The organism is Streptomyces sp. NPDC002754, assembly GCF_053592315.1.
In genome coordinates, this window is sequence record NZ_JBSFVM010000014.1 from 25,539 (window position 1) to 50,318 (window position 24,780).

Annotated in this window: 19 protein-coding genes and 1 pseudogene; 11 read left to right on the forward strand and 9 right to left on the reverse strand. The window is 71.7% G+C overall.

Annotated features, from left to right (window positions below):
- Nucleotides 1–56 precede the first annotated feature (56 nt).
- Nucleotides 57–956 (forward strand): ribokinase, encoded by a 900-nt coding sequence (locus ACWD2L_RS25325; protein WP_351339428.1) that lies wholly within the window; start codon nucleotides 57–59, stop codon nucleotides 954–956.
- Complete coding sequence (gene rbsD / locus ACWD2L_RS25330; RefSeq protein ID WP_351339426.1) at nucleotides 953–1,342, forward strand: D-ribose pyranase; 390 nt, start codon at nucleotides 953–955, stop codon at nucleotides 1,340–1,342. Before ACWD2L_RS25325 ends, rbsD begins: the two co-directional genes overlap by 4 nt.
- A 199-nt stretch (nucleotides 1,343–1,541) precedes the next feature.
- Here the strand turns inward: rbsD and ACWD2L_RS25335 are convergent, their stop codons facing one another.
- From ACWD2L_RS25335 to ACWD2L_RS25345, 3 genes are read right to left on the reverse strand one after another with little or no spacing between them, the layout of a single operon-like run.
- Complete coding sequence (locus ACWD2L_RS25335; protein ID WP_351339441.1) at nucleotides 1,542–2,339, reverse strand: sugar phosphate isomerase/epimerase family protein; 798 nt, start codon at nucleotides 2,337–2,339, stop codon at nucleotides 1,542–1,544.
- Nucleotides 2,340–2,386: 47 nt separating this feature from the next.
- A complete protein-coding gene (locus tag ACWD2L_RS25340; protein ID WP_351339423.1) occupies nucleotides 2,387–3,541 on the reverse strand; it encodes a dihydrodipicolinate synthase family protein in 1,155 nt (384 codons plus the stop codon).
- Nucleotides 3,538–4,695 (reverse strand): Gfo/Idh/MocA family protein, encoded by a 1,158-nt coding sequence (locus ACWD2L_RS25345; protein WP_351339421.1) that lies wholly within the window; start codon nucleotides 4,693–4,695, stop codon nucleotides 3,538–3,540. The genes ACWD2L_RS25340 and ACWD2L_RS25345 overlap by 4 nt, the downstream gene beginning before the upstream one ends.
- Before the next feature lie 205 nt (nucleotides 4,696–4,900).
- Here ACWD2L_RS25345 and ACWD2L_RS25350 point away from each other — a divergent pair, with 205 nt between their 5' ends.
- Together ACWD2L_RS25350 and ACWD2L_RS25355 are read left to right on the forward strand one after the other, a co-directional pair.
- Complete coding sequence (locus ACWD2L_RS25350) at nucleotides 4,901–5,947, forward strand: LacI family DNA-binding transcriptional regulator (RefSeq protein ID WP_351339418.1); 1,047 nt, start codon at nucleotides 4,901–4,903, stop codon at nucleotides 5,945–5,947.
- A gap of 270 nt (nucleotides 5,948–6,217) precedes the next feature.
- Nucleotides 6,218–6,331, forward strand: a pseudogene (locus tag ACWD2L_RS25355) (GntR family transcriptional regulator); the annotation flags it as partial.
- On the opposite strand, the gene ACWD2L_RS25360 reads toward ACWD2L_RS25355, so the two are convergent.
- Nucleotides 6,327–6,635, reverse strand: coding sequence for an HGxxPAAW family protein (locus tag ACWD2L_RS25360; protein WP_351339415.1), 309 nt, complete (start codon nucleotides 6,633–6,635; stop codon nucleotides 6,327–6,329). The pseudogene ACWD2L_RS25355 and the gene ACWD2L_RS25360 overlap by 5 nt on opposite strands.
- Nucleotides 6,636–6,755: 120 nt before the next feature.
- Here ACWD2L_RS25360 and ACWD2L_RS25365 point away from each other — a divergent pair, with 120 nt between their 5' ends.
- The gene (locus ACWD2L_RS25365) at nucleotides 6,756–7,394 is read left to right on the forward strand and encodes a TetR/AcrR family transcriptional regulator (protein ID WP_351339412.1); all 639 of its coding nucleotides are present in this window, start codon (nucleotides 6,756–6,758) and stop codon (nucleotides 7,392–7,394) included.
- 41 nt (nucleotides 7,395–7,435) lie between these two features.
- On the opposite strand, the gene ACWD2L_RS25370 is transcribed toward ACWD2L_RS25365, so the two are convergent.
- Entirely contained in the window at nucleotides 7,436–8,863 is a 1,428-nt protein-coding gene (locus ACWD2L_RS25370) for an alkaline phosphatase family protein (protein ID WP_351339409.1), read from the reverse strand.
- Nucleotides 8,864–9,188: 325 nt separating this feature from the next.
- On the opposite strand from ACWD2L_RS25370, the gene ACWD2L_RS25375 reads away from it, so the two are divergent.
- The 4 genes from ACWD2L_RS25375 to ACWD2L_RS25390 all read left to right on the forward strand — a co-directional run bounded on the left by ACWD2L_RS25375 (nucleotide 9,189) and on the right by ACWD2L_RS25390 (nucleotide 14,212).
- Complete coding sequence (locus tag ACWD2L_RS25375) at nucleotides 9,189–10,124, forward strand: bifunctional helix-turn-helix transcriptional regulator/GNAT family N-acetyltransferase (protein WP_351339407.1); 936 nt, start codon at nucleotides 9,189–9,191, stop codon at nucleotides 10,122–10,124.
- Nucleotides 10,125–10,141: 17 nt separating this feature from the next.
- Nucleotides 10,142–10,942 carry a sugar phosphate isomerase/epimerase family protein gene (locus ACWD2L_RS25380; protein ID WP_351339405.1) on the forward strand — a complete coding sequence of 267 codons (801 nt, stop codon included), beginning with the start codon at nucleotides 10,142–10,144 and terminating at the stop codon, nucleotides 10,940–10,942.
- A gap of 704 nt (nucleotides 10,943–11,646) precedes the next feature.
- Nucleotides 11,647–13,467, forward strand: a complete 1,821-nt coding sequence (locus tag ACWD2L_RS25385; RefSeq protein WP_451191559.1) for a glycoside hydrolase family 3 protein — start codon at nucleotides 11,647–11,649, stop codon at nucleotides 13,465–13,467.
- A 127-nt stretch (nucleotides 13,468–13,594) separates the two neighbouring features.
- Nucleotides 13,595–14,212, forward strand: coding sequence for a hypothetical protein (locus tag ACWD2L_RS25390; RefSeq protein ID WP_351339402.1), 618 nt, complete (start codon nucleotides 13,595–13,597; stop codon nucleotides 14,210–14,212).
- A gap of 40 nt (nucleotides 14,213–14,252) precedes the next feature.
- Here ACWD2L_RS25390 and ACWD2L_RS25395 read toward each other — a convergent pair whose 3' ends face one another.
- The 3 genes from ACWD2L_RS25395 to ACWD2L_RS25405 form a co-directional block, all read right to left on the reverse strand.
- A complete protein-coding gene (locus ACWD2L_RS25395) occupies nucleotides 14,253–14,678 on the reverse strand; it encodes a hypothetical protein (protein ID WP_351339436.1) in 426 nt (141 codons plus the stop codon).
- A gap of 74 nt (nucleotides 14,679–14,752) precedes the next feature.
- Nucleotides 14,753–18,493, reverse strand: a complete 3,741-nt coding sequence (locus ACWD2L_RS25400; RefSeq protein ID WP_351339400.1) for an ABC transporter ATP-binding protein — start codon at nucleotides 18,491–18,493, stop codon at nucleotides 14,753–14,755.
- Between the two features lie 63 nt (nucleotides 18,494–18,556).
- A complete protein-coding gene (locus tag ACWD2L_RS25405; RefSeq protein ID WP_351339397.1) occupies nucleotides 18,557–19,591 on the reverse strand; it encodes an esterase-like activity of phytase family protein in 1,035 nt (344 codons plus the stop codon).
- 167 nt (nucleotides 19,592–19,758) lie between these two features.
- Here ACWD2L_RS25405 and ACWD2L_RS25410 point away from each other — a divergent pair, with 167 nt between their 5' ends.
- Both ACWD2L_RS25410 and ACWD2L_RS25415 read left to right on the forward strand, forming a co-directional pair.
- The gene (locus ACWD2L_RS25410) at nucleotides 19,759–22,002 is read left to right on the forward strand and encodes an ArnT family glycosyltransferase (protein ID WP_451191504.1); all 2,244 of its coding nucleotides are present in this window, start codon (nucleotides 19,759–19,761) and stop codon (nucleotides 22,000–22,002) included.
- Between the two features lie 152 nt (nucleotides 22,003–22,154).
- Nucleotides 22,155–22,958 carry an endonuclease I family protein gene (locus tag ACWD2L_RS25415; RefSeq protein WP_351339392.1) on the forward strand — a complete coding sequence of 268 codons (804 nt, stop codon included), beginning with the start codon at nucleotides 22,155–22,157 and terminating at the stop codon, nucleotides 22,956–22,958.
- Nucleotides 22,959–22,973: 15 nt separating this feature from the next.
- On the opposite strand, the gene ACWD2L_RS25420 is transcribed toward ACWD2L_RS25415, so the two are convergent.
- Nucleotides 22,974–24,647 carry a thiamine pyrophosphate-binding protein gene (locus tag ACWD2L_RS25420; RefSeq protein ID WP_351339390.1) on the reverse strand — a complete coding sequence of 558 codons (1,674 nt, stop codon included), beginning with the start codon at nucleotides 24,645–24,647 and terminating at the stop codon, nucleotides 22,974–22,976.
- Nucleotides 24,648–24,780 lie beyond the last annotated feature (133 nt).

Sequence of the window (24,780 nt, forward strand, 5' to 3'; positions counted from 1 at the left end):
CGAACCACGAGGCGCGCCTCGTACCCTTTGCCGTGATGTACGAAGAAAGGCACAGCATGAACACGTACGACCTCCTTGTCGTGGGGTCGGCCAATGCCGACCTGGTGGTGGGCGTCGACCGGCGGCCGGCCGCGGGCGAGACCGTGCTCGGCTCCGACCTGCGGACCCACCCCGGCGGCAAGGGCGCCAACCAGGCCGTCGCCGCCGCCAAGCTGGGGGCGCGCACGGCGCTGCTCGCGCGCGTCGGCGACGACGGGCACGGCAGGCTGCTGCGCGACTCGATGGAGGCGGCGGGCGTGGACACGTCCGGCCTGCTGGTCGGCGGGGCGCCCACGGGGGTCGCGCTGATCACCGTCGACCCGTCCGGCGACAACTCGATCGTGGTCTCACCGGGCGCGAACGGGCGGCTCACACCCGAGGACGTACGGGCTTCGGGCGGGCTGTTCGCGGGCGCGCGGGTCGTGTCGATGATGCTGGAGATCCCGCTGGACACGGTCGCGGAGGTGGTCCGCAACCTGGCGGACGGCGCCCGCCTCGTCCTCAACCCCTCGCCGCCCGCCGCACTCCCGGACGAGGTGCTCGCGGCCTGCGACCCGCTGATCGTCAACGAGCACGAGGCAAAGGTCATCGCGGGCGAGGACCTCGGCGACGACCCCGAGGACTGGGCGCGGCAGCTGCTCGCGCTCGGCCCGCGCTCGGTCGTCGTCACGCTCGGCTCCGAGGGCGCGCTCGTCGCGGACGCGGCGGGCTCGACGCGGGTCGCCGCGGTGAAGGTGAAGGCCGTCGACACGACCGGCGCCGGTGACGCGTTCACGGCGGCGCTCGCGTGGCGGCTCGGCGCCGGCGAATCGCTCGCCGAGGCCGCCGCCTACGCCGCCAAGGTCGGCGCCACGGCCGTCACCAAGGAGGGCGCACAGGCCTCGTACCCGACGGCGGAGGAGGTCGCCGCGCTGTGAAGAAGGCAGGCATACTCAACCGCCATCTGGCGGGCGCCCTCGCGGAGTTGGGGCACGGCGACGGGGTGCTGATCTGCGACGCGGGCATGCCGATCCCGGCGGGCCCGCGCGTCGTCGACCTCGCCTTCCGGGCCGGTGTCCCGGCCTTCGCGGAGGTGCTCGACGGGCTGCTCGACGAGCTGGTGGTGGAGGCGGCCACGGCGGCCCGCGAGGTCCGGGACGCGAATCCGGACACCGCGGAACTCCTCCAGGACCGGCTGGAGCCCCTCGGCTTCGTCACGCACGAGGAGCTGAAGGCGCTGTCGGCGCACGCGCGCCTCGTGGTCCGCACGGGAGAGGCACGTCCGTACGCGAACGTGCTGCTGCGCTGCGGGGTCTTCTTCTGACGACGAGGGCCATTTGGTCGTGATGCGCTCTTGGCCGTGAAGCGCTGCGAGGGGCCCGGTCCGCGGACCGGGCCCCTCGGGCTTTCCCCCTCCTGCGCCGGAACCTCGATCCCCCCAGATCGCCCCCCCAGGGTGTTCCGACACCCAATACGACACGCGGACCGCGCGAAGGGTTGTACGTGGTTGCGGAGAAAACTTTCTACGCGGCGTGAGCCGTGAACCGCTCCGCCGTCTCCGCCAGCACCTCGCGCCCGTCGCGGGCCCACAGACCGTCGTTGAACAGCTCGACCTCGATGGGCCCCGTGTACCCCTGCGCCTCGACGAGACCGCGCCAGTACCGCATGTCGATCGCGCCGTCGCCGATCTGACCGCGCCCGTTGAGCACGCCCTCCGGCAACGGGGTGGTCCAGTCGGCGAGTTGGAACGTCGCGATACGCCCCTGCGCCCCGGCCCGCGCGATCTGCGCGGGCGCCCGGTCGTCCCACCAGATGTGGTACGTGTCCACGCAGACGCCGACCTGCTCCGCCGGGAAGCGTTCGGCGATGTCCAGGGCCTGCGCGAGCGTCGAGACGACGCAGCGATCGGACGCGTACATCGGGTGCAGCGGCTCGATCGCGAGCCGCACACCGCGCTCGGCCGCGTACGGGGCGAGTTCGACGAGCGCGTCACCGATCCGCTCCCGGGCGCCCACCAGGTCGTACGAACCGGCCGGGAGGCCGCCCGAGACGAGCACCAGGACGTTCGTGCCGAGCGTCACGCACTCGTCGACGGCCCGCTTGTTGTCCTCGATCGCGGCCTTGCGTTCCGTCTCGTCGACCGCGGTGAGGAAGCCGCCGCGGCAGTGTGTGGTGACGTTCAGACCGGCGTCGCGCAGCAGCTTCGCCGCGGCCTCGACGCCGTACTCCTGGACGGGCGCGCGCCAGGTGCCGAGGTTCCGGACACCCAACTCGCCGCAGACAGCGGCCAGTTCAGAGATAGACAGCTGCTTCACCGTCATCTGATTGATGGAGAATCGGGGATCGGCGGTGAAGGGGGTCGGGCCGCTCAAGAGGTCACTCCGTACAGGGCGAGCAGGTTCTTCATTCGGGCCTCGGCGAGTTCCGGCTTCGGGAACAGGCCCAGTTCGTCGGCGAGTTGGTAGGCGCGCGCGAAGTGCGGCAGTGAGCGCGAGGACTGCTGCCCGCCGACCATCGCGAAGTGGTCCTGGTGACCGGAGAGCCAGGCGAGGAACACGACGCCGGTCTTGTAGAAGCGGGTCGGCGCCTGGAACAGATGGCGCGACAACTCGACGGTCGGATGCAGGAGTTGACGGAACCCGTCCACGTCTCCGGTGTCGAGGGTGCGTACCGCCTTCGCGGCGAGCGGGCCCAGCGGGTCGAAGATGCCGAGCAGTGCGTGGCTGAAGCCGCGGTCGTCGCCGGCGATCAGCTCCGGGTAGTTGAAGTCGTCGCCGGTGTAGCAGCGCACGCCGTTCGGGAGGCGGCGGCGGATGTCGATCTCGCGCCGGGCCTCCAGGAGGGAGACCTTGATGCCGTCGACCTTGTCGGAGTGCGCCTTGATGATGTCGACGAAGGTGTCGGTGGCGGTGTCGAGGTCGGACGAGCCCCAGTAGCCCTCCAGGGCAGGGTCGAACATCGGGCCGAGCCAGTGCAGGACGACGGGCTCGGTGGCCTGCCGGAGAAGGTGGCCGTAGACCTCGGCGTACTCCTCGGGCCCGGAGGCCGCGGCGGCGAGCGCCCGTGAGGCCATGAGGATGACCTGGGCGCCGGCCTCTTCGGCGACCGCGAGCTGCTCCTCGTACGCCCTGCGGACCTCGTCGAGACCGGCGCCGGGCGCGAGCTGGTCGGTGCCGACGCCGACCGCGATCCGGCCGCCGACGGTCTTCGCCTCGGCGGCCGAGCGGCGGATCAGCTCGGCGGCGCCCGCCCAGTCCAGGCCCATGCCGCGCTGCGCGGTGTCCATGGCCTCCGCGACGCCGAGGCCGTGCGACCACAGGTGGCGGCGGAAGGCGAGGGTGGCGTCCCAGTCGACGGCGGCCGGGGAGTCCGGGGTGGTGTCGGCGAGCGGGTCGGCGACGACGTGCGCCGCCGAGAACACGACGCGGGACGCGAGCGCGGCGCCGGTGTCGAAGGTGAGGGGCTCGGCGCGCGGCTCGTAGGTCTTCAACTGCCCCGCTGCATCAGGGAGATGGATGGTCACAGCGAGATCTCCGGAACGTCGAGGCGACGGCCCTCAGCCGAGGACTTGAGCCCCAGCTCGGCCATCTGCACGCCGCGCGCGCCGGCCAGCAGGTCCCAGTGGTAGTCGGCGCCCGCGTAGACGTGCCGGAGGAACAGCTCCCACTGGACCTTGAAGCCGTTGTCGAACTCGGTGTTGTCCGGCACTTCCTGCCACTGGTCGCGGAAGGAGTAGGTGGCGGGCAGGTCCGGGTTCCACACGGGCTTGGGGGTCGCGGACCGGTGCTGCACACGGCAGTTGCGAAGCCCCGCGACGGCGGAACCCTCGGTCCCGTCGACCTGGAACTCGACCAGCTCGTCGCGGTTGACGCGCACGTCCCAGCTCGAGTTGATCTGCGCGACGATGCCGCCCTCGATCTCGAAGATGCCGTACGCGGAGTCGTCGGCGGTGGCCTCGTAGGGTTTGCCGTTCTCGTCCCAGCGGGTCGGGACGTGCGTGGCGGCAAGGGCGTTGACGGAGGTCACGCGGCCGAACAGCCCGTTCAGCACGTACTCCCAGTGCGGGAACATGTCGACGACGATGCCGCCGCCGTCCTCCGAGCGGTAGTTCCAGGACGGCCGCTGGGCCTCCTGCCAGTCCCCTTCGAACACCCAGTACCCGAATTCACCCCGCACGGAGAGAATCCGCCCGAAGAACCCGCCGTCGATCAGCCGCTTCAGCTTCAGCAGCCCCGGCAGGAACAACTTGTCCTGCACGACACCGGACTTGACGCCCGCCGCGCGCGCGAGCCGCGCCAGCTCGATGGCGCCCTCCAGGCCCGTGGCGGTCGGCTTCTCGGTGTAGATGTGCTTTCCGGCGGCGATCGCCTTCTTGAGGAAGTCCTCACGCGTGTGGGTCATCGCGGCGTCGAAGAAGATCTCGATGCTGTCGTCGGCGAGCACGGCGTCCACATCGGTGGAGATGTTCGCCGGGTCGAGGCCGTGCTGCTCGGCGATCGCCTTCAGGGCGTGCTCGCGGCGCCCGACGAGGACCGGCTCGGGCCACAGCACCGTGCCGTCACCGAGGTCGAGTCCGCCCTGCTCGCGCAGCGCGAGGATGGAGCGGACGAGGTGCTGGCGGTAGCCCATGCGCCCCGTCACACCGTTCATGGCGATGCGCACCGTCTTGCGTGTCACGTGAGTCCCTTCCTCCGGCCGGCCGGCCACTCGTGCCCCGGTATGGCCGCATACGCGGGGCGGCGCCTGCCGAATCCTTCGTAGCAAGCGCTTTCTATACAAGGAGAAGCTAGCCTCTGGACTGCCGCTCGGACAAGAGCGGATACGAGACCGGGGCCTCGGGAGTGCTACCGCGGGCCCGGGACCCTTCACGGAGGCAGACTCGATGACCGTGACCCTGGCGGATGTGGCCGCCCGCGCGCAGGTGTCCCCCGCCACCGTCTCGCGCGTGCTGAACGGGAACTATCCCGTCGCCACGAGTACGCGCGAGCGGGTGCTCAAGGCCGTGGACGACCTGGACTATGTGCTCAACGGGCCGGCCAGCGCCCTCGCCGCCGCCACCTCCGACCTGGTCGGAGTCCTGGTCAACGACATCGCCGACCCGTTCTTCGGGATCATGGCCTCCGCGGTGCAGTCGGAGATCGTCGGGCCCGGTGGCCGGGCGGGCGGCGAGCGGCTCGCGGTGGTCTGCAACACGGGCGGCGAACCGGAACGCGAACTCACCTACCTGACCCTCCTCCAACGCCAGCGCGCTGCGGCGGTCGTCCTCACCGGCGGGGCGATCGAGAACGAGGCCCATGTCGCGGCCGTGGCAGCCAAGTTGCGACGACTCGCGGAGGCAGGGACGCGGGTGGTGCTGTGCGGCCGACCGCCGGTGCCGGACACCGACGCGGTGGCGCTGACCTTCGACAACCGGGGCGGGGCGCGGGAGTTGACGGAGCATCTGTTGGGGCTGGGCCACCGCAGGATCGGCTACGTCGGCGGCCCCGAGGAACGCACGACGACCCGCCACCGCCTGGAGGGCCACCGCGCGGCCCTCGCCGCGGCGGGGGTGCGCGAGTCGGACGGCCTAGTGGCCCACGGCTCGTACGACCGTACGTCGGGCTACGAGGCGACGGCCGAACTCCTCGCCCGCGAACCAGACTTGACAGCCGTGGTGGCGGCGAACGACAGCGTGGCGCTCGGCGCGTGCGCGGCCCTGCGGGAGGCGGGCCTGCGCATCCCGCAGGACGTCTCGGTGGTCGGCTTCGACGACCTCCCCTTCAGCATCGACGCGGCCCCTCCCCTGACGACCTTCCACCTCCCCCTGGCCGAGGCGGCGGCCCGAGCGGGCCGCATCGCGATGGGCCGCGAGGCGGCGCCCAAGGGGCGGATCGTGGAGGTGGGCGGGGAACTGGTGGTGCGGGGGTCGACGGGTAAGCCGCGTATGTAGGCACGGGCGAGGTGCGAGGGCGTAACGCGCTCCGTACGCCGCCCCCGCGACTGTGTGACTGTGACGGCAAAGCGCGGACATACCGGAGTTCGGCGTCACAGTCGGGTTCGTGGACGGGCGGGCCGCCCCGTCCGGGCGGCGCGGCGCGCGTCGGGCTACCGAGCCGACCGCCGCTCAGGCCACCTTGACGGACACGTCGCCGCGCTGGACGAACACCGCGACCTCGCCGCCGAGCGCCCCGGCGTAGGCGCGCAGCACCTCCAGGCTCTCGACCTGCCCGTGTTGCGTTCCTTGCGCGTCGCCCTCACCGACGGTGAGCGCCCCATCGAGGCGACGGTCATGGTGAAGGCCGGCCATCTCTACGAGGTGCAGTACGAGTTCACCGCGGGGTGGCCCGGTCGCGGCGGCCCGCCAGGCGGCAGCCGAGGCAGTTCGGGTGGCCAGTACGGGCGGTCAAGTCCCGCCGGGTCAAAGGGTGTTGGTCGGCCGGGCGTGGTGTCGGCGGTTTGCCCCAGCCGGTCAGGTGCAGGGCCCACACCGTCAGTGCCGCCAGCGGCAGGGCGGCGAGGCCCAGCCAGATTCCGGGGCGCCAGCCGACGACGCCCGCACCAATGATGGCCGAGCCGAGGGTGGCCACGGCGCAGCCGGTCCAGCCGGCGAGGGTGTGGCCTTCGTCCGTCGTCGCCATGTGTCATGCCTCCAATTCCGCGATCATCGGTATTTATTGAGCGATGACTCAAGAAGAACTCGGGTGGACCGTAGCACTCTTCTTGAGCGCTCGCTCAAGAAGAGCCGATACAGTGGCGGCATGACTGGCGGTACGACTGAGGGCAAGGCCCGGCCGCGCGGACGGCCGCGCACGTTCGATCGCGACGCGGCGCTGGCCGTGGCCGTGCGGCTGTTCTGGGAGCGGGGCTACGAGGCGACCTCGGTGGGCGAACTGACCGCCGCCATGGGCATCCGCCCAGCCAGCCTGTACGCCGCGTTCGGGGACAAGAAGACGCTGTTCAGGGAGGCCGTCGAGGTCTACGGGCGGTCCCCCGTCGGCGCGTTCGTCGGTGTGGCGCTCGCCGAGGAGGCTACGGCGTACGCGGCGTTCGCCCGCATCCTGCGCGAGGCCGCCCGCGTCTACGCGGACCCCTCGCACCCCGCGGGCTGCCTGGCCAACAGCGCCGCGACCAACGTGACGGAGCAGGACGCGGAGGTCGCCGCGTTCCTGCGCGACGTGCGCAACGCCGGAGTCGCCTCCTTCGAGGAGCGGCTGCGCCAGGCACGGGCGGCGGGCGAACTGCCGAAGGACACGGACACGACCGCCCTCGCCTCGTACTTCGCCGCCGTGGTGCAGGGCCTGTCGCAGCGCGCACGGGACGGCGCCGACGCGCGGGAGCTGGCGGGGGCGGCCGAGTTCGCACTGGCGGCGTGGCCGGGAGGCCGGGGCGGCGCCTGACACCGGCCCCGCCACGGCCCCGGCCGCCCCGCGCGGCAGCGTCACACGTGGGGCCTGCCACCCCTCTCCTGCTCCGGGAAGGACTGGTCCGCGCCCGGCAGCGTCGGCTTCGGCAGGGTGGCCACGTCGCCCTTCGCCCGCTCCCACTGCCGCGCCGTGTCGTCGGGGAGTCCGGGAGGCGTGGGGCGGGCGTGAGAGAAGCGGAAGGCGGAGGTGAGGTCGCCGAACGTGTCGCGTCGCCAGTCGGTGACGTTCGGCTCCCGCACACCCGTGAACCGCTCCAGGAACTGCAGCGCCGACGTGTGGTCGAAGGCCTCCGAGGCCACCCAGCCGCCCACCGTCCAGGGCGAGACGATGATCGCGGGGACCCGGAAGCCGCCACCGATGGGCAGGCCCTGGACGAACTCGCCCGCCGTGCCGGCCGGGGGCGTGGGCGGGGCCACGTGGTCGAACAGGCCGTCGTTCTCGTCGTAGTTGAGGATGAAGGCGGTCTTCGCCCAGACCTTCGGATTACTGGCTATCGCCTCTATCTTGCGGGCGACGAAGTCGGCCCCGGCCGCCGGCAGATAGTCCGGGTGCTCGGACTCGTAGGACGTCGGCATGATCCAGCTGACCGCCGGGAGCCGGTCGTTCCGGGCATCGTCCTCAAAGGTCCCCTCGGGTTGCGGGCGCATCCCGCGCTCGTAGAGATCGGAGCCGGGCTTCGCGTCCTTGAAGCTCGCGAACTGCTCCAGCATGTTGCAGCCGTAGTCGTCGTCCTGCTGGTAGACCTTCCAGCTGACACCGGCGGCCTGGAGGCGTTCGGCGTACGTCGTCCAGCGGTAGGGCTGCGGCGCCGTGTTGTTGAGGACCGGGCCGCCCTGCGTCCCGCCCGGGTCGATCGAACCGGTCATCCAGTAGAGGCGATTGGGCCACGTCGGGCCGAAGACGGAACAGAAGTAGTTGTCGCAGATCGTGAACGTCTCCGCGAGCGCGAACTGGAACGGGATGTCCTTACGGGTGTAATAGCCCATCACATAGGGGCCGTTGACGCCGTCGGCCTTGCGGTGGGCCGGCAGCCACTGGTCCATGCTCCCGCCGTTCCAGGCCTCGTGCTGGACCGACCAGGCATGGCTGGTGGAGGGGATGGCCTGAGCGCTGGAGGTGTGCGTGTCCAGGTGGAACGGGAGCAGGTAGCCCTTCGGATTCTCGGCGTCGGGCTGATAGAAGACCGAGCGGCCGGTGCCCAGCTTCCGCGCCTCGGGGTCGTTGAAGCCGCGGACGCCCTTGAGCGTGCCGAAGTAGTGGTCGAAGGAGCGGTTCTCCTGCATCAGCATCACGACGTGCTCGATGTCGCGCAGCGAGCCCTTGCGGGGCGGGCCCGCGGCGACCGCCTTCTGGACGCTGGGCGGAAGGAGGGAGAGTGCGGCGGCGCCGCCGACGGCGCCTGCCGCGGAGCCGAGGAGTCTACGTCGGGTGAGTTCGGCCATGAGTGTCCCCTGGGGTGTGGTGCCGGAAGTCCGGGCATGCCAACGGCCCGCGTGCGACGGGCCGTTGGACCACTGTGCGGCGCGTGGGATGTGGCGCGGAGGAGGCCCGCGATGAACTCGGGGACAACGCCACGGGTGGGCTTGGCCAACCCATGGGCCGTCCTTGAACCGCTATACCTGCCGCATGCACGGACTTGACCGGGAGCCGCCTTCGCGGGGCGCCGCGGACGCCCGGCGCGTGGACGCCTCCCCGCCCCCGGCGTACTGTGGTCAGCACCCCGAACCTCTGACTGAGTCAACTGTCCGAGCAGCGAGGTCGATGACCATGACCGTGCACGACATCCGGTCCTTCAACCGCTTCTACACGAACGTGATCGGCGCGCTCGACTACAGCCGCCATCTGTACGCCCCGTACACCCTCACCGAGTCCCGCGTGCTGTACGAGCTGGCGCACACGGAGAGGGTCGACGTAGCCGATCTGCGCGTCCGACTGAGCCTGGACGCCGGGTACTTGAGCCGCATCCTCAACAAGTTCGAGCGGGACGGGCTCGTCGAGCGCGGCTCGTCCGAGCGGGACTCGCGGCGGCGCCGCATCACCCTCACCGCGCGCGGCCGGAGCACCTCCGAGCTGCTGGAGGAGCGCTCGCGGGAAACCGTGGGCGCGCTCCTCGACACCGTCCCCGCCACCGACCGCGACCGCCTCTCCGACGCGCTGCGCACCGTGCGCGAGGTGCTCGGCGACGGCCGCGCGGCCCCGCACCCCGAGAACGTCCTGCTGCGCGATCCCGGCCCCGGAGACCTGGGCTGGATCGTGGCGCGCAACGGGGCCTTGTACGCCGCCGAGTTCGGCTGGAACGCGGACTACGAGGGCCTGGTCGCCCGCATCGTCGCCGACTTCGCGCAGGACCACGACCCGCACCTGGAGCGGGTGTGGATCGCCGAGCTGGACGGCCGTCCGGTGGGCTGCGTGATGTGCGTACGGGACGAGGCGCCGGGTACCGCGCGGTTGCGGTTGCTGCTCGTCGAGCCGGAGGCGCGGGGGCTCGGCATCGGCGACCGGCTGGTGCGGGCGGTCGCCGATTTCGCGCGGGGCGTCGGCTACCGGGAGCTGGTGCTGTGGACGAACGACGTGCTGAAGTCGGCCCGTTCGATCTACCAGCGGCACGGGTTCGTACTCGTCGGCGAGAAGCCGCACCGCTCGTTCGGAGCGGATCTGATCGGCCAGGACTGGAAAATGACCCTCCATAGGACGGCGGACTGACGGGTAGGGTCCCGCCCATGAAACTGGCGTTCTCCACCCTCGGTGTCCCTGGTCTCCCCCTCGACGACGTGCTCGCGCTCGCCACCGCGCACGGATATCACGGCGTCGAACTGCGCGCGCACCCCGAGGAGCCGGTGCATCCTGGGATCGACCGTGAGCAACGGGCGGACGCCGCCGCCCGGTTCAAGGCCGCCGGGGTGGAGGTCCTGGGTGTGGCCGGGTACGCGCGCGTGGCGGCGCCGAGCGAGGACGGTCCGGTGCTCGACGAGGTGCGGGCCCTGGTGGACCTCGCGCACGACCTGGGCGCCCGGTACGTACGCGTCTTCCCGGGCGGGGGCGATGAGCAGGGACCCGAGGAGGCGGATGCCACGGCGGCGCGGCGGCTGGGCGTGGCCGCCGAGTATGCGGCGGACCGTGGGGTGCAGGTGCTGCTCGAGACGCACGACTCGCATCGCACGGGGGCGGCGGCGTCCCGCGTCCTCGGCCTTGTCGGGCACCGCAACGTGGGGGCGTTGTGGGACGTGATGCACACGTGGCTCGGCGGCGAGCAGCCGGCCTCCTCGTACGCGGCGCTTTCTCCGTACCTCGGATACGTGCAGGTCAAGGACATCGCGGGGCCCGACGACACGGTTCCGCTGGCGCTGGGGGCGGGGGTGCTGCCGCTGGCGGAGTGTGTGGAGGTGCTGAGTCGGGAGGGGTGGGACGGGTGGTTGTGCTGGGAGTACGAGGCGCGGTGGTATCCGGCGGCGGTTCCTCTGTCGGGGTTGCTGGGGGCGGGGCGGGAGCACGTTGCGCGGTTGCTGAACGAGTCGGCCTAGCCCGGGTGTTCATGGCGGCCCCTGTCGCCGACGCCACGGGGCTCCGCCCCGGACCCCGCGCCTCAATCGCCGGCGGGGCTCAAAAGATCGGGGCTCCGCCCCGCACCCCGCTGCTCAATCGCCGCAGGGGCTTAAATTGCCCACCCGGCGCAGGGGAAGGATGTTGCACGGTCGGCGTGAGGGCAGGATGTTGCACGGTCGGCGTGAGGGCAGGGTTTTCCCCGTCTGCCGCAGGGGCTCCATGTGACCCGATTCACCGCCGGGCACGGGTGGCAAAATCAAGCCCCGCCGGCGCTTGAGGCGCGGGGTCCGGGGCGGAGCCCCGTGCGGGTGGGCGGGCCGTGCGGTGGGCCCGACCACGGCAACCCCGTTCACCACCTGCGCACCGATTTCACGAAATCCCCGAATTCCGGGAACCCGGACCCGCATGCTTCCGTCAGAAGGACACGCTGCCGGAGAGTCACCGCAGTGCGGTGTCGGCATCGCTGCTGGCTGCGAACGCTGACGAACCCTCTCCGCCGCCTGCGGCCGGCAGTGTCGCCGCCACCGGTGCGCCCCCTCCAAAGTGCCGGTGGCGGCCCCCTCCCCAAGGGCCCGCCACCCAACTCCCGCACCTACACAGCCTCTTGACTGGCAGTAATTTTCCGGATACTCGTTGCGCGCGGAAGTTATTTTCAGGGTCCGCGCCTCCTCCGGAAGGAGCGATCGTGCCACTGTCCAGACGTACCGTGCTCGCCGCCGCCACCATCGGCACCACGGCGGTCGGCCTCAGCGCCACCACTGCACGGGCCGCGGGTGCCGCGGGGGCCACCCCCGCCTCCGAGCAGGCCCTCAGGAAGATCATCTCCGGGATGTCCCTGGAGGAGAAGGTCGGCCAGCTCTTCGTGATGCGGGTGTACGGCCACTCGGCCACCGCCCCCGACCAGGCCGACATCGACGCCAACCTCGAGGAGATCGGCGTCCGCACCGCCGCCGAGCTCATCGACACGTACAAGCTCGGCGGCATCATCTACTTCGCGTGGGCGCACAACGTCCGCGACCCGCACCAGATAGCCGACCTCAGCAACGGGATACAGAAGGTGGGGCTCCAACAGCCGTCCCGTATACCGCTGTTGATCTCCACCGACCAGGAGCACGGCATCGTCGCCCGCGTCGGCAAGCCCGCCACCCTGCTCCCCGGCGCGATGGCGTTCGGCGCGAGCGGCTCCCGGGAGGACGCGCGCAGGGCAGGGCAGATCGCGGGCGCCGAGCTGCGCGCCATCGGCATCCGGCAGGACTACGCGCCCGACGCCGACGTCAACGTCAACCCGGCCAACCCCGTCATCGGCGTACGCTCCTTCGGCGCGGACCCGAAGGCCGTCGCGGGCCTCGTGGCGGCGCAGGTCAAGGGCTACCAGTCGTCGCACATCGCCTCGACCGCCAAGCACTTCCCCGGACACGGGGACACAGCGACGGACAGCCACACCGGGATCCCGTACATCAGCCACACCCGTGAGCAGTGGGAGCAGTTGGACGCGCCGCCGTTCAAGGCGGCGATCGCGGCCGGCATCGACTCGATCATGACGGCCCACATCGTCGTCCCGGCGCTCGACCCGAGCGAGGACCCGGCGACGCTCTCCCGCCCCATCCTCACCGGCATCCTGCGCGAGCAACTCGGCTACGACGGCGTCGTGGTGACCGACTCGCTCGGCATGCAGGGCGTCCGCGACAAGTACGGCGACGACCGCGTGCCCGTACTGGCCCTCAAGGCCGGCGTCGACCAGCTGCTCAACCCGCCGACGCTGTCCGTCGCCTGGAACGGGGTCCTCGACGCCGTCAGGAGCGGCGAGCTGACCGAGGCGCGGCTCGACGAGTCGATCCTGCGCGTGCTGCGTCTGAAGTCGAAGCTGGGGCTCTTCAAGGAGCCCTACGTCCCTCAGTCGGGCGTCGACCGCACCGTCGGCACCCCCGCGCACCTCGCCACGGCCGACCGGATCGCCGAGCGCACGACGACGCTCCTGGTCAACAAGAAGGGGCTGCTGCCGCTGTCCCGGCGTACGCACAAGAACGTGCTCGTACTCGGCGCCAACCCCGCCTCCCCGTCCCTCAGCGACGGCCCGCCGACCACCGCGATCGGCTCGGCGTTCACCGAACTGGGCTTCACCGCAACGGTGTTGGCGACCGGCACGACGCCCACCCAGGCGACGATCGCGCAGGCCGTCGCGGCGGCGAAGGGCAAGGACGCCGTGGTCATCGGCACGTACAACGTCGCCGCGGGCAGCGCGCAGCAGTCGCTGGTGAACGCGGTGGCGGAGACCGGGGTGCCGGTCGTGACGCTGTCCATGCGCAACCCGTACGACGTCGCCCAACTGGCCGCCGCCGACGCGCATGTGGCGGCGTACTCGTGGATCGATGTCGAACTGCGGGCCGCCGTACGGGTGTTGGCGGGGAAGGCGGACCCGCGCGGGAAGCTGCCGGTGCCCGTACAGAAGGCCGACGACCCTGCGCAGGTCCTCTACCCGATCGGCTACGGGCTGTCGTACTGACCCGTCCGTAGCGGGCGTACGCCGCGATCGGCGCACGCCACCGCCAACTGGCGCAAAGCCCCCCGCACACCTGGCGTGCGCCCGTCGCCACGGGCCACGCTGGGCGGGGACGTCGGGGGGTTTTGCCATGTTTGGGCGGTGGGTCGGTGGGGTGTGCGCGGTGCCGGTACTGGCGCTCACGCTCGTACTCGCGCTCGCCGGGTGTCAGGGCTCCCCGGGCGCTTCCGTTGACCGGCCGTCCTCGCGCGCGTCCTCCGGGTACGGGGCGGTGTTCCTCGCCGTGGACGAGTGCAGTTCGCGCGGGCGCGCGTCGTTCAACGAGGTGCCGTGCCGCAGCGAGCGGGCCGTGGCACGGGTCGTCGCCCGGCACGACGGGGAGACGTCGGACGGGCCCGCGTGCCCCGCCCGCACCGACTTCGTGCTGCACATCAGCGAGAGGCGGCCCGCGGCCGACGAGAACGGCGACGGGGCCGTGGACCGCGGCTACGCCTGCATGCGCAATCTGGCTCCCCCGCACCCCGGCGACCCGGGTCGCGGCGGCGGCCCCCGCACGATCGTCGGCGACTGCCTCACGGCGGCGGGCAAGGGCCAGGTCCGCGAGACGGCCTGCGCAGGCACGGACCGGGACGCCCCGCGGTACCGGGTGCTCACGGCAGTCCTGTCCCGCTCGGCGTGCCCGCCGTCGACCTCGCTCTACGTGACCCTGGGCGGCAGCAAACCGGTGGGCTGCGCGGTCACGGTGTGAGGGCCGCGGCCGAACACCGCAACCGCACCCGGAGCCCCGTTCAGCACAGGATCCAGCCGCTGCGCACCGACTTCGCGCCCACGGAGCCCTTCACTCGGACGCAGCGGTGCCCTGCGTGCACGGTGATCGGGCCCGCGTGCCGGCTGTAGCGGCCCTTGTCGACGACGGCCCGGTTGCCGCGGGCCTGGACGCTCACGGACATGGTGCGGCGGGCGCCGGTGCGCTTGGCGTAGGTGACGGCGCAGACGTAGCCGCTGTTCTTGTAGACGACCGTGCGGCCCGTCTCGAAGTGCAGCGTGCGCGCATTGTGTCCCCCGCACAGCGAGGCGGCCTGAACGCCGGTGACCGTGGGGCCCGCGAGGACCAGCAGGGCCGCGGCGACCAGTACGGACAGGGCCGGCGCGAGCACCCCGCGGGGCGCGCGCGGCGTACGTATGCCGCCTTCACCGAGCCCTCGTCCGCGCACCACAGCCCCTCCCGTCACATCCGCACCAGCGTACTGGTGAACTGACGCACCAGACCGGCCGGCGGTTGCGTGCCTCACGTCGAAGAGCTGACCTCGTCGGCCGCCACCGGCTCCCCCAGGAACGTCCGCCACAGCGCCGCGTACTTCCCGTCCAGTTGCAGCAGTTCGTCGTGCGTGCCGTCCTCCGCGACCCGGCCGTCGTCCATGACGACCACCCGGTCCGCGCGGGCCGCCGTCGTCAGGCGGTGGGCGACGACCAGGGTGGTGCGCTTTCCGGAGATGCGGTCCGTGGCCTGGTTGACCTGGGCCTCGGTGGCGAGGTCGAGGGCGGCGGTCGCCTCGTCGAGCAGGAGGATGTCCGGGTCGACGAGTTCGGCGCGGGCCAGGGCGATCAACTGCCGCTGCCCGGCGGAGAGGTTGCGGCCCCGCTCCGCGACCTCGTGGAGGTAGCCGCCGTCGAGCGTCGCGATCATCTCGTGCGCGCCGACGGCCCGCGCCGCCGCCTCCACCTCGGCGTCGCTCGCGCCGGGCCGGCCGTAGGCGATCGCGTCGCGGACCGTGCCGGGGAAGAGGTAGGCCTCCTGCGGGACGACGCCGAGCCGGTGCCGGTAGCCGGTGAGGTCGAGTTCGCGCAGGTCGATGCCGTCGGCGGTGACCCGGCCCCCCGTCGGGTCGTAGAACCGGGCGACGAGCTTGACGAGGGTCGACTTGCCCGCGCCGGTCTCGCCGACGAACGCGACGGTCTGCCCGGCGGGGATGCGCAGGTCCACATCGCTCAGGGCGACCTCCGGCTTGTCGGCGGACCCGTACGCGAAGTCCACGTCCTCGAAGGCGATCTCGCCGCGCAGCGACGGCACCTCGCGGGGGCGTTCGGCGTTCTTCGTCGACGTCGGCTCGCGCAGCAGTTCCTGGATGCGGCCGAGCGAGACGGTGGCCTGCTGGTAGCCGTCGAAGACCTGGGAGAGCTGCTGCACGGGCGCGAAGAACAGGTCGATGTAGAGGAGATACGCGACCAGTGCGCCCGTCGTCAGGGTGCCCGCGTCGACCCGGTGCGCGCCCACCGCGAGGACGGCCGCGGTCGCCACCGCCGACAGGAGCTGCACGAACGGGAAGTACACGGAGATCAGCCACTGGCCGCGGATCCGCGCCTTGCGGTAACTGGCGCTGCCCGCGGCGAACTTCGCGCTGCCGTCCCGCTCACGCCGGAAGGCCTGCACGATCCGCAGCCCGGCCACCGTCTCCTGGAGGTCGGCGTTCACGACGGAGATCCGCTCGCGCGCCAGCTCGTACGCCTTGACGCTGGAGCGCCGGAAGAAGAACGTCCCGACGATCAGCGGCGGCAGCGTCGCGAAGACGACCAGCGCGAGCTGTACGTCGATCACGAGGAGCGCGACCATGATGCCGAAGAACGTGACGAGGGAGACGAACGCGGTGACGAGCCCGGTTTGCAGGAACGTCGAGAGCGCGTCGACGTCGGTGGTCATGCGGGTCATGATGCGACCCGTCAACTCCCGCTCGTAGAAGTCGAGTCCGAGCCGCTGGAGCTGGGAGAAGATCTTGAGCCGGAGCGAGTAGAGCACTCGCTCGCCGGTACGTCCCGTCATCCGCGTCTCGCCGAACTGCGCGGCCCACTGCACGAGCACGGCGACGAGGCCGAGCCCGGCCGCCGCCCACACCGCGCCGATCGCGAGCTGCGAGACGCCCTCGTCGATGCCGTGCCGGATGAGGATCGGCAGCAGCAGGCCCATGCCCGCGTCGACGGCGACGAGCGCGAGGCTGATCAGCAGCGGCGCCCGGAATCCGCGCAGCAGGCGACGAAGCCCGTACGACTCCTCGGCCGTGACGGCCCGCGTCTCGTCGACGTCGGGGGTGTCGGTGGCCGGTGGCAGCGCGTCGACCTGCGCGAGGAGTTCCGGCGTCGCGGGCGACCCGGCGAGCGCGGCGTCCCGCGGCTCGCGGTCGCCCGTCCACAGCCTGGGGGTGACGCCGCGCTCGGCGTCGAACTCGGCGTCGAGTTCGTCCCGTACGGAGGTGTCCTCCACCGGCTCCCCCGCGACGGGCGGGGTGTGTCCCGGTGACACTCCGCCCAACTCGTCGGGGTCGGTGAGCAGGCGCCGGTACAGCGGCGATCCTGCCTCCAGCTCCTCGTGCGTGCCGATCGCGGCGAGCCGCCCGCCGTCGAGGACGGCGATCCGGTCGGCGAGGCCGAGGGTGGAGCGGCGGTGCGCGATGAGCAGCGTCGTACGGCCCGCCATCACGTGCGCGAGCGCCTCGTGGATCTCGTGCTCGACGCGGGCGTCGACGGCGGACGTCGCGTCGTCGAGGACGAGGAGGCGGGGGTCGGTGAGGATGGCGCGGGCGAGCGCGACGCGCTGGCGCTGGCCGCCGGAGAGGGTGAGGCCGTGTTCGCCGACCGTGGTGTCGTAGCCGTCGGGCAGCGCGCTGATGAAGCCGTGGGCCTGCGCGGCGCGCGCGGCCGTCTCGATCTGCTCCTGCGTCGCGTCCGGGAAGCCGTACGCGATGTTGGCGCCGACGGTGTCGGAGAACAGGAACGAGTCCTCCGGGACGAGCCCGATCGCGGCGCGCAGCGACGCCGTCGTCAGCTCGCGCACGTCGTGCCCGCCGACGAGGACGGCGCCGTGCGTGACGTCGTAGAAGCGCGGGAGCAGCAGCGAGACGGTGGACTTGCCGGAGCCGGACGAGCCGACGACGGCGAGGGTCTCACCGGCCCTGATCCCGAAGGAGAGGCCGTTGAGGACGGGGCGGTCCTCGGCGTCCGCGTACGCGAAGGACACGTCGTCGAACTCGACGGTCGCGGGGGCGTCCGCGGGAAGCTCCTTCGTGCCGTCGGTCAGCGAGGGCTCGGTGTCGATGAGTTCGAGGACGCGCTCGACACCCGCCCGCGCCTGCTGCCCGACGGTGAGGACGACCGCGAGCATCCGTACGGGACCGACGAGCTGGGCGAGGTACGAGGAGAACGCGACGAACGTGCCGAGCGTGACCTCTCCGTGCACGGCGAGCCAGCCGCCGAGGGCCAGCATCGCGACCTGCCCGAGGGCGGGCACGGCCTGGAGCGCGGGGGTGTACTTCGAGTTCAGCCGGACGGTGCGGAGCCGTCCCGCGAAGAGCCTGCGGCCGACCGTCTTGAGCTTCCCGGTCTCCTGCTCCTCCTGCCCGAACCCCTTCACGACGCGGACGCCACTGACGGACCCGTCGACGACCCCGGCCACGGCGGCGGCCTGCGCCTGCGCGTACCAGGTGGCGGGGTGCAGCCGGGTGCGGCTGCGCTTGGCGATGAACCAGATGGCGGGGGCGACGGCGAGCGCGACCAGGGTCAGCGGCGGCGACAGCCACGCCATGATCACCAGGGAGATGAGGAAGAGCAGGACGTTCCCGATGGTCATCGGGAGCATGAAGAGCAGGCCCTGGATCAGCTGGAGGTCACTGGTGGCGCGCCCCACGACCTGCCCGGTCGACAGCTCGTCCTGGCGCCGGCCGTCGAGCCGGGTGATCGACCCGTACATCTCCGTACGCAGGTCGTGCTGGACGTCGAGGGCGAGCCGGCCCCCGTAGTAGCGGCGGACGAACGCGAGGACGTAGACGACGACGGCCGCGCCGATGAGCACGCCCGCCCACGTCGCCATGGACCGGGAGTGGTTCCCGATCACGTCGTCGATGATCACCTTCGTGATCAGCGGGACGAGCGCCATGACGCCCATGCCGCCGAGCGAGGCCCCGAGCGCGAGGACGACGTCCTTGGGATGACGCCATGCGTACCCCGCGAGTCGTTTCGCCCAGCCCCGTTGTTCCGCCACGCTTTCGCCTCCACGTCTCACCTGCTGCTCTGCCGTGAGGGCCAACGCGACCGGGAGCGGATTTCATCCCGCCGCAACAATCCGCGGCGCGATCCGCAGCGAGTAGAACCGGGTGATCTGGTTCGCGCTCTGGTTGTCGTCGCTGGCGAGGAGCAGGCGGAGGGCGCCGTGCGGCCCGCGGCCCGTCACGGTCATCGCCTCGATGTTGTCGAGCAGCGGGTTGGTCTGGGGCTGGTGGGAGGGCGCGCCGAGGGACGGGCAGTCCGCCAGGTCGGCAAGGAGCCTCTTGTGGGCGAGGCGGGTGTCGTCGCCGATGGTGTCGAGGTCCGAGGTGTCGGTGGCGCCGCGGAGATCGGCTTCGTACAGCCGGATCGTGTTGCCGACGCCGCTGGTGAAGCCGCGTTCCAGGACGAGGAGGCGGCCGTCGGGGGCGGCGGTGACCTCGGAGATGCCGAGGTTCGCGTCGGCGCGGTAGCCGTACTGGGCGGCGGGGGTGAAGTGGCCTGTGGGCGTGCGCCGCCAGGTCTGGAGCCGGTTGACGGTGTCGCCGGTGAGCGGGGACTCCATGGAGGCGAGGAGGGTGCGGCCGCCGGGCAGCAGGGTCAGTCCCTCGAACGTGGCGTTGGCGCGGGCCCGGCTCAGCAGCGCGGCCGGGACGGGCAGCCGGTCGAGGATGTGGGCGCCCGAGCGGTCGTAGCGGCGGATCGAGGGCTCGGTCTCGGACGTGACGAGGTACGTGCCGTCACGGTCGACGGCCAGGCCCTCGGAGTCGAGCGCGGCGCCCTTCTCGTCGGCGAGCGGCGCGACGGAGCGGGGCGCGAGCGTCCGCCCGTCCAGGGTGAACAGGGACGAGCGGTCGGAGAGCGCGGCGATCCTTCCGCCCCGGTCGGTGGCGAGCGCGGAGATGTTGCCGACGAAGGTGCCGTCGTACGTCGTCTTGTCGAGGGCGTCGGAGTAGCCGGTGACCGTCACGGACGGGGCGCAATTCCCCGTCGGGGCGGGCGAGTCGGCGTGTGCCGGGGCCGGGAGAGCCGTCAGGGAGGCGGCGGCGGAGAGGGCGACGGTGGCGAGTACGGAGCGTGCTGATCTGCGCGACATGGGGGCACGGTATGGCGTGGGCGGCGACGGCCGGGCGGACTTTCCGTGAACGATGCGGGCATCGGTGCGGGCGTCCCTCGCTGAACGACGAGGTGCTCGGTGACATGCACAGGTGACGCCCAGCCTCATCACAGCCCGCCCCCACCGTGGCCGTGCACCGTGCACTGGTGACCTCCATGACCGATACGCATTCCGACGCACCCGCACCCCCGCCACCGGTGGATCCGCCGGCCGAGCGCCGCACGCCGCGCTGGTCGCTGCCTGCGCTGCTCGCGATCCTCGTGGTCGCCGGGGTGCTGTACTCCTGGAACCTCTCGTCGAACAGCCTCAACAGCTTCTACAGCGCCGCGATCTACAGCGGCACGCAGAGCTGGAAGGCCTGGTTCTTCGGATCCATCGACGCCGGCAACTTCATGACCGTGGACAAGCCGCCGTTCGCCACGATGGTGATGAGCCTGTCCAGCCGGATCTTCGGCTTCGGCACCTGGCAGATGATGCTGCCGCAGGTCGCGGCCGGGCTCGGCTCGATCTGGGTCCTGCACTCCTCCGTGAAGCGGGTGTGGGGCCACGTGGCGGCGACCGTCGCCGCCCTGGTCCTCGCCCTCACCCCGATCACCGTCGCCATCAACCGGGACAACAACCCGGACACCATCCTGGTGCTCCTGATGGTCAGTGGCGCGGCCCTCGCGCTGCGCGCCACCCGCAACGGCAAGCTGCTCCCGCTGCTCGGCTCGGCGGTCTGCTTCGGGCTCGCGTTCAACACCAAGATGCTCCAGGGCTACATCGCGCTGCCGGTCGTCTTCGCCGTGTACCTGTACGCGTCGCAGCTGGGCTGGGCGAAGAAGGCCCGGAACCTGGTGCTCGCGGCGCTCGTCCTCGCGGTCTCCAGCTTCTGGTGGGCGACGGCCGTCTCCCTGATCCCCGCGTCCGAGCGCCCGTACATCGGCGGCTCGACGGACGGCACCGCCTGGGACCTGATCATGGGCTACAACGGCTTCGGCCGGATCCTCGGCGGCGAGGGCAACGGCGGGGGCGGTGGCGGAGGCGGCGGCTTCTCCGGCACAGCGGGCCTTGGCCGGCTCTTCAACGACACGCTCGGCGGCCAGATCTCCTGGCTGATCCCCTTCGCGGCGATCGCGCTGGTCGGCGGCCTGGTGCTGCGCGGCCGCGCCCCGCGCACCGACCTCACCCGCGCGGCTCTCGTGCTGTGGGGCGGCTGGCTGCTCCTGCACTACGTCACCTTCGCCACGGCCGAAGGCACCATGCACCCGTACTACACGACCGCGGTAGCCCCCGGCATCGCGGCGCTGTGCGGCGGTGGCGGCGTGATGCTGTGGCGCGCCTTCCGCGACGACAAGCGGTGGGCGTGGGTGCTGCCGGTCGCGCTCGCGGTGACCGGGATCTGGTCGGCGGTGCTGCTGCGCCGTGCGTCCGGCTGGAACGGCTGGCTGTGGCCGGTGATCGCGCTCGTCATGGCGCTCGCGATCGCGGGTCTGCTCGTCTTCCGTACGTCGACGGGGAGGCGGCTGCGGCTGCTCGCGGTGGCCGTGGCGGCGGCGGTCGTCGCGTCGGTGGCGGGCCCCGCGGCGTACGCCTTCTCGGTGCCGTTCGGGTCCGGAGCGGGCGGCGGCATGGGCGGGTCCAACCCGACGGCCGGGCCTTCGACGGGCGGCGGCATGGGCGGTCCCGGTGGGGGCGGTGGCGGCGGCCGGGGCGGGTTCCCCGGGGGCGGCGAGATGCCCAGCGGCGGCAAGCAAGGCAGCGGTTCGGGCCAGGGCAACGGCGAGATGCCGGGCGGCGGTTCGGGCCAGGGCCGCGGCGAGATGCCGGGCGGCGGCACGCCCCCGCGCGGCAGCGGCGACAGCGGCGGCCCCGGCGGCGGTCAGATGCCCGGCGGTGGCAAGTCCGGCAGCGGCTCGCAGAAGAGCGACGGCACGTCCAGCGGCAAGGGCGGTTCCTCCGGTACCAAGGGCGGCATGCCCGGCGGCGGTGGTGGCGGCATGGGCGGCAATGTCGACAGCTCCATGATCAAGTACCTGGAGAAGCACCAGGACGGCGCCAAGTGGCTGCTCGCGGTGTCCAATTCGCAGTCCGCCGCGTCGGTCATCCTGAGCACCAAGAAGCCCGTCATCTCCATGTGGGGCTTCACGGGCTCCGACGGCGGCATGACCGTCGCCAAGCTCAAGAAGCTGGTCAAGAGCGGTCAGCTGCACTACATCCAGGTCAGCGGAAGCGGCATGGGCGGCGGTGGCATGGGCGGCGGCAACGAAGCCAGCACCGCGGTCAACGCCTGGGTGAAGAAGCACGGCACGGCGGTGAAGTCGAGCGAGTACAGCAAGAGCTCGTCCGACTCCTCCAAGTCCTCCGACTCCCAGTCGCTGTACCGCCTGGACCCGTCCGACGTGAACTGACCCCGCAACTCCACCCACAGCAAGGGCCCCTGACAACCAGTCAGGGGCCCTTGTCGTCACACGATCGACGCTTCGCATTCACCCAATCCATACGTGTTCATGTCACGCTCCGTTCCACCAATCAACCCGCGTAGAACGGACGGACACCCCACATGCCCGGAATCCACATACGCACCGTCGCCCTCACCACCGCGGCCGTACTCGCCGCTTTCGCCCTCCCCGCGGCGACAGCGACGGCGACCCCACCCGCTGCCTCCACCTCCACCGCGTACGACGACACGTACTACCAGGACGCGGAAGGCAAGACCGGCACCGAGCTCAAGAGCGCGCTGCACACGATCATCAGCGACCAGACGAAGCTCTCCTACGACGCCGTCTGGGACGCCCTGAAGACCACCGACCAGGACCCGGCCAACAGCTCCAACGTGATCCTGCTGTACAGCGGCACCTCCCGCGCGAAGTCCGCCAACGGCGGCGACAGCGGCGACTGGAACCGCGAGCACGTCTGGGCCAAGTCGCACGGCGACTTCGGCACCGCGACGGGCCCCGGCACGGATCTGCACCACCTCCGCCCGGAGGACGTCACGGTCAACTCGATCCGCGGCAACAAGGACTTCGACGACGGCGGCAGCGCAGTCGACAACGGCGGCGGCAGCCTCACCGACGACGACTCGTTCGAGCCGCGCGACGCCGTCAAGGGCGACGTGGCGCGCATGATCCTCTACATGGCGGTCCGTTACGAAGGCGACGACTCCTTCGCCGACCTCGAACCCAACGACTCCGTGGACAACGGCAGCGCACCCAACATCGGCAAACTGTCCGTCCTGAAGACCTGGAGCGACGAGGACCCGCCGGACGCCTTCGAGCAGAACCGCAACGAGGTCATCTACGACTCGTACCAGCACAACCGCAACCCGTTCATCGACCACCCGGAGTGGGTCGGGTCGATCTGGTAGGCGCGGTCGTCCGCGTCAGCCCAGATGCGTAGGCGCGAACATCCGCAGCACCGCCGGGAGCACCACCACGCGCGGCCCCGGCGCCGCGAACGCCTCCGCCAGGTCGGCGCCGAGTGTCTCCGGGGTGGTGCGCACCCCGGGGACGCCGAAGGACTCGGCGAGGGCCACGAAGTCGGGGCGGGTCAGTTCCGTCGCGGTGGGCTCGCCGAAGGCGTCCGTCATGTATTCGCGGAGGATGCCGTAGCCGCCGTCGTCGACGATGAGCCAGGTGACGTCGAGGTCGTGCTGGCGGGCCGTGGCGAGTTCCGCGATGGAGTACAGCGCGCCGCCGTCTCCCGACACCGCGAGGACCGGTGTCGTCGGGTCGGCCACCGCCGCGCCGAGCGCCGCCGGGAACCCGTAGCCGAGGCCGCCCGCGCCCTGCGCCGAGTGCATGGCTCCCGGCCACGCGGACCACGCCCAGTACGCGAGGATCGTCATGTCCCAGAAGGACGGGGACGCGGCCGGGAGCGCCTCGCGGACGGACGCCAACACCTGTTGTTCCAGGGTGAGTTCCTGCGCGTCGATACGTTCCCGTACGGCCGCGAGGACCTTGGCCACCCGCTGCGGAGCAGAGTCGTCCGGGCGCTCCGCCACCGTCTCGACCAGCGCCTGGAGCGCGAGCCTGGCATCCGCGTGGATGCCGAGGGCCGGGTGGTTGGACTCCAGCTTTCCGGGGTCGGCCTCGATCTGGATGACGCGGCCGCGGGGCTTGAACGTGTGGTAGTTCGAGGAGAGTTCACCTAGGCCCGAGCCGACGACCAGCAGGACGTCCGCGTCCTCCAGGAAGTCCGTCGTGTGCCGGTCCTCCATCCAGGACTGGAGGGAGAGGGCGTGCTCCCAGGGGAAGGCGCCCTTGCCGCCGAAGGTGGAGACGACGGGGGCGTTGACGCGTTCGGCGAGCGCGCGGAGCTTGCCGGTCGCGTCGGCGCGGACGACGCCGCCGCCCGCGATGATCGCCGGGCGTTCGGCGCGCGCGAGCAGGTCGGCGGCCACGGCGGTGAGTTCGGGCCGCGGGACGAGTTCGCGCGGGGTGGCGTCCACCGCCGTGACGACCGGAAGCGTCGTCTCCGCGAGGAGCACGTCCTGCGGGATCTCCACCCACACCGGGCCGTGCGGGGCGCTCAGCGCCGATTCCCAGGCCGCGGCGATCGCCGACGGGATCTGGGACTGCGTACGCACGGTGTGGACGGACTTGACCACGTCGCGGAACGAGGCCTGCTGGTAACGGAGTTCGTGCAGGTAGCCGTGGCGACCGCCGCCGAGGCCCGCGACCGGGATCTGGCTGCCGATGGCGAGCACGGGGGCCGAGGCGGCCGCCGCCTCCTGGAGCGCGGCGAGCGACATCAGCGAACCGGGCCCGGTGGAGAGGAGCAGCGGCGCCACCTCTCCCGTGACCCGGCCGTACGCGTCCGCCGCGAACCCGGCGTTGTTCTCGACGCGCAGCCCCACGTACCTGAGCGACGACCGGCGCAGCGCGTCGAACATGCCGAGCGCGTGCTGCCCCGGCAGCCCGAAGACGGTCGCCGCGCCGAGACCGTGCAGGGTCTCGACGACGAGGTCACCGCCGTTGCGCCCGGCGGGCGGGTTGAGCGCCGCCGCGATCTGCTCGGGGGTGGGCGTCAGCTCAAGGTCGTGGTCGTGCGTCATGTGTCCAGTGTCTCCGCGGTCCGTGCCGGTATGGTCCGGGTCCTCTGCGTCAGCGACGACTCAAGACCGGCCGGCCTGCTTGTCCGGCTGGGGGTCCGGGGGTTATCCCCCGGGGGAATGCAGCAGGTCGTGG

Excerpts from the sequence above, each read along its gene's own strand:
- ACWD2L_RS25390 (WP_351339402.1), top strand. The coding sequence starts at position 13,595 with ATGTTTGGGCGGTGGGTCGGTGGGGTGTGCGCGGTGCCGGTACTGGCG.
- ACWD2L_RS25380 (WP_351339405.1), top strand. The coding sequence starts at position 10,142 with ATGAAACTGGCGTTCTCCACCCTCGGTGTCCCTGGTCTCCCCCTCGAC.
- ACWD2L_RS25365 (WP_351339412.1), top strand. The coding sequence starts at position 6,756 with ATGACTGGCGGTACGACTGAGGGCAAGGCCCGGCCGCGCGGACGGCCG.
- ACWD2L_RS25405 (WP_351339397.1), bottom strand. The coding sequence starts at position 19,591 with ATGTCGCGCAGATCAGCACGCTCCGTACTCGCCACCGTCGCCCTCTCC.
- ACWD2L_RS25350 (WP_351339418.1), top strand. The coding sequence starts at position 4,901 with ATGACCGTGACCCTGGCGGATGTGGCCGCCCGCGCGCAGGTGTCCCCC.
- ACWD2L_RS25415 (WP_351339392.1), top strand. The coding sequence starts at position 22,155 with ATGCCCGGAATCCACATACGCACCGTCGCCCTCACCACCGCGGCCGTA.
- ACWD2L_RS25335 (WP_351339441.1), bottom strand. The coding sequence starts at position 2,339 with ATGACGGTGAAGCAGCTGTCTATCTCTGAACTGGCCGCTGTCTGCGGC.
- ACWD2L_RS25360 (WP_351339415.1), bottom strand. The coding sequence starts at position 6,635 with ATGGCGACGACGGACGAAGGCCACACCCTCGCCGGCTGGACCGGCTGC.
- ACWD2L_RS25375 (WP_351339407.1), top strand. The coding sequence starts at position 9,189 with ATGACCGTGCACGACATCCGGTCCTTCAACCGCTTCTACACGAACGTG.
- ACWD2L_RS25420 (WP_351339390.1), bottom strand. The coding sequence starts at position 24,647 with ATGACGCACGACCACGACCTTGAGCTGACGCCCACCCCCGAGCAGATC.
- ACWD2L_RS25325 (WP_351339428.1), top strand. The coding sequence starts at position 57 with ATGAACACGTACGACCTCCTTGTCGTGGGGTCGGCCAATGCCGACCTG.
- ACWD2L_RS25370 (WP_351339409.1), bottom strand. The coding sequence starts at position 8,863 with ATGGCCGAACTCACCCGACGTAGACTCCTCGGCTCCGCGGCAGGCGCC.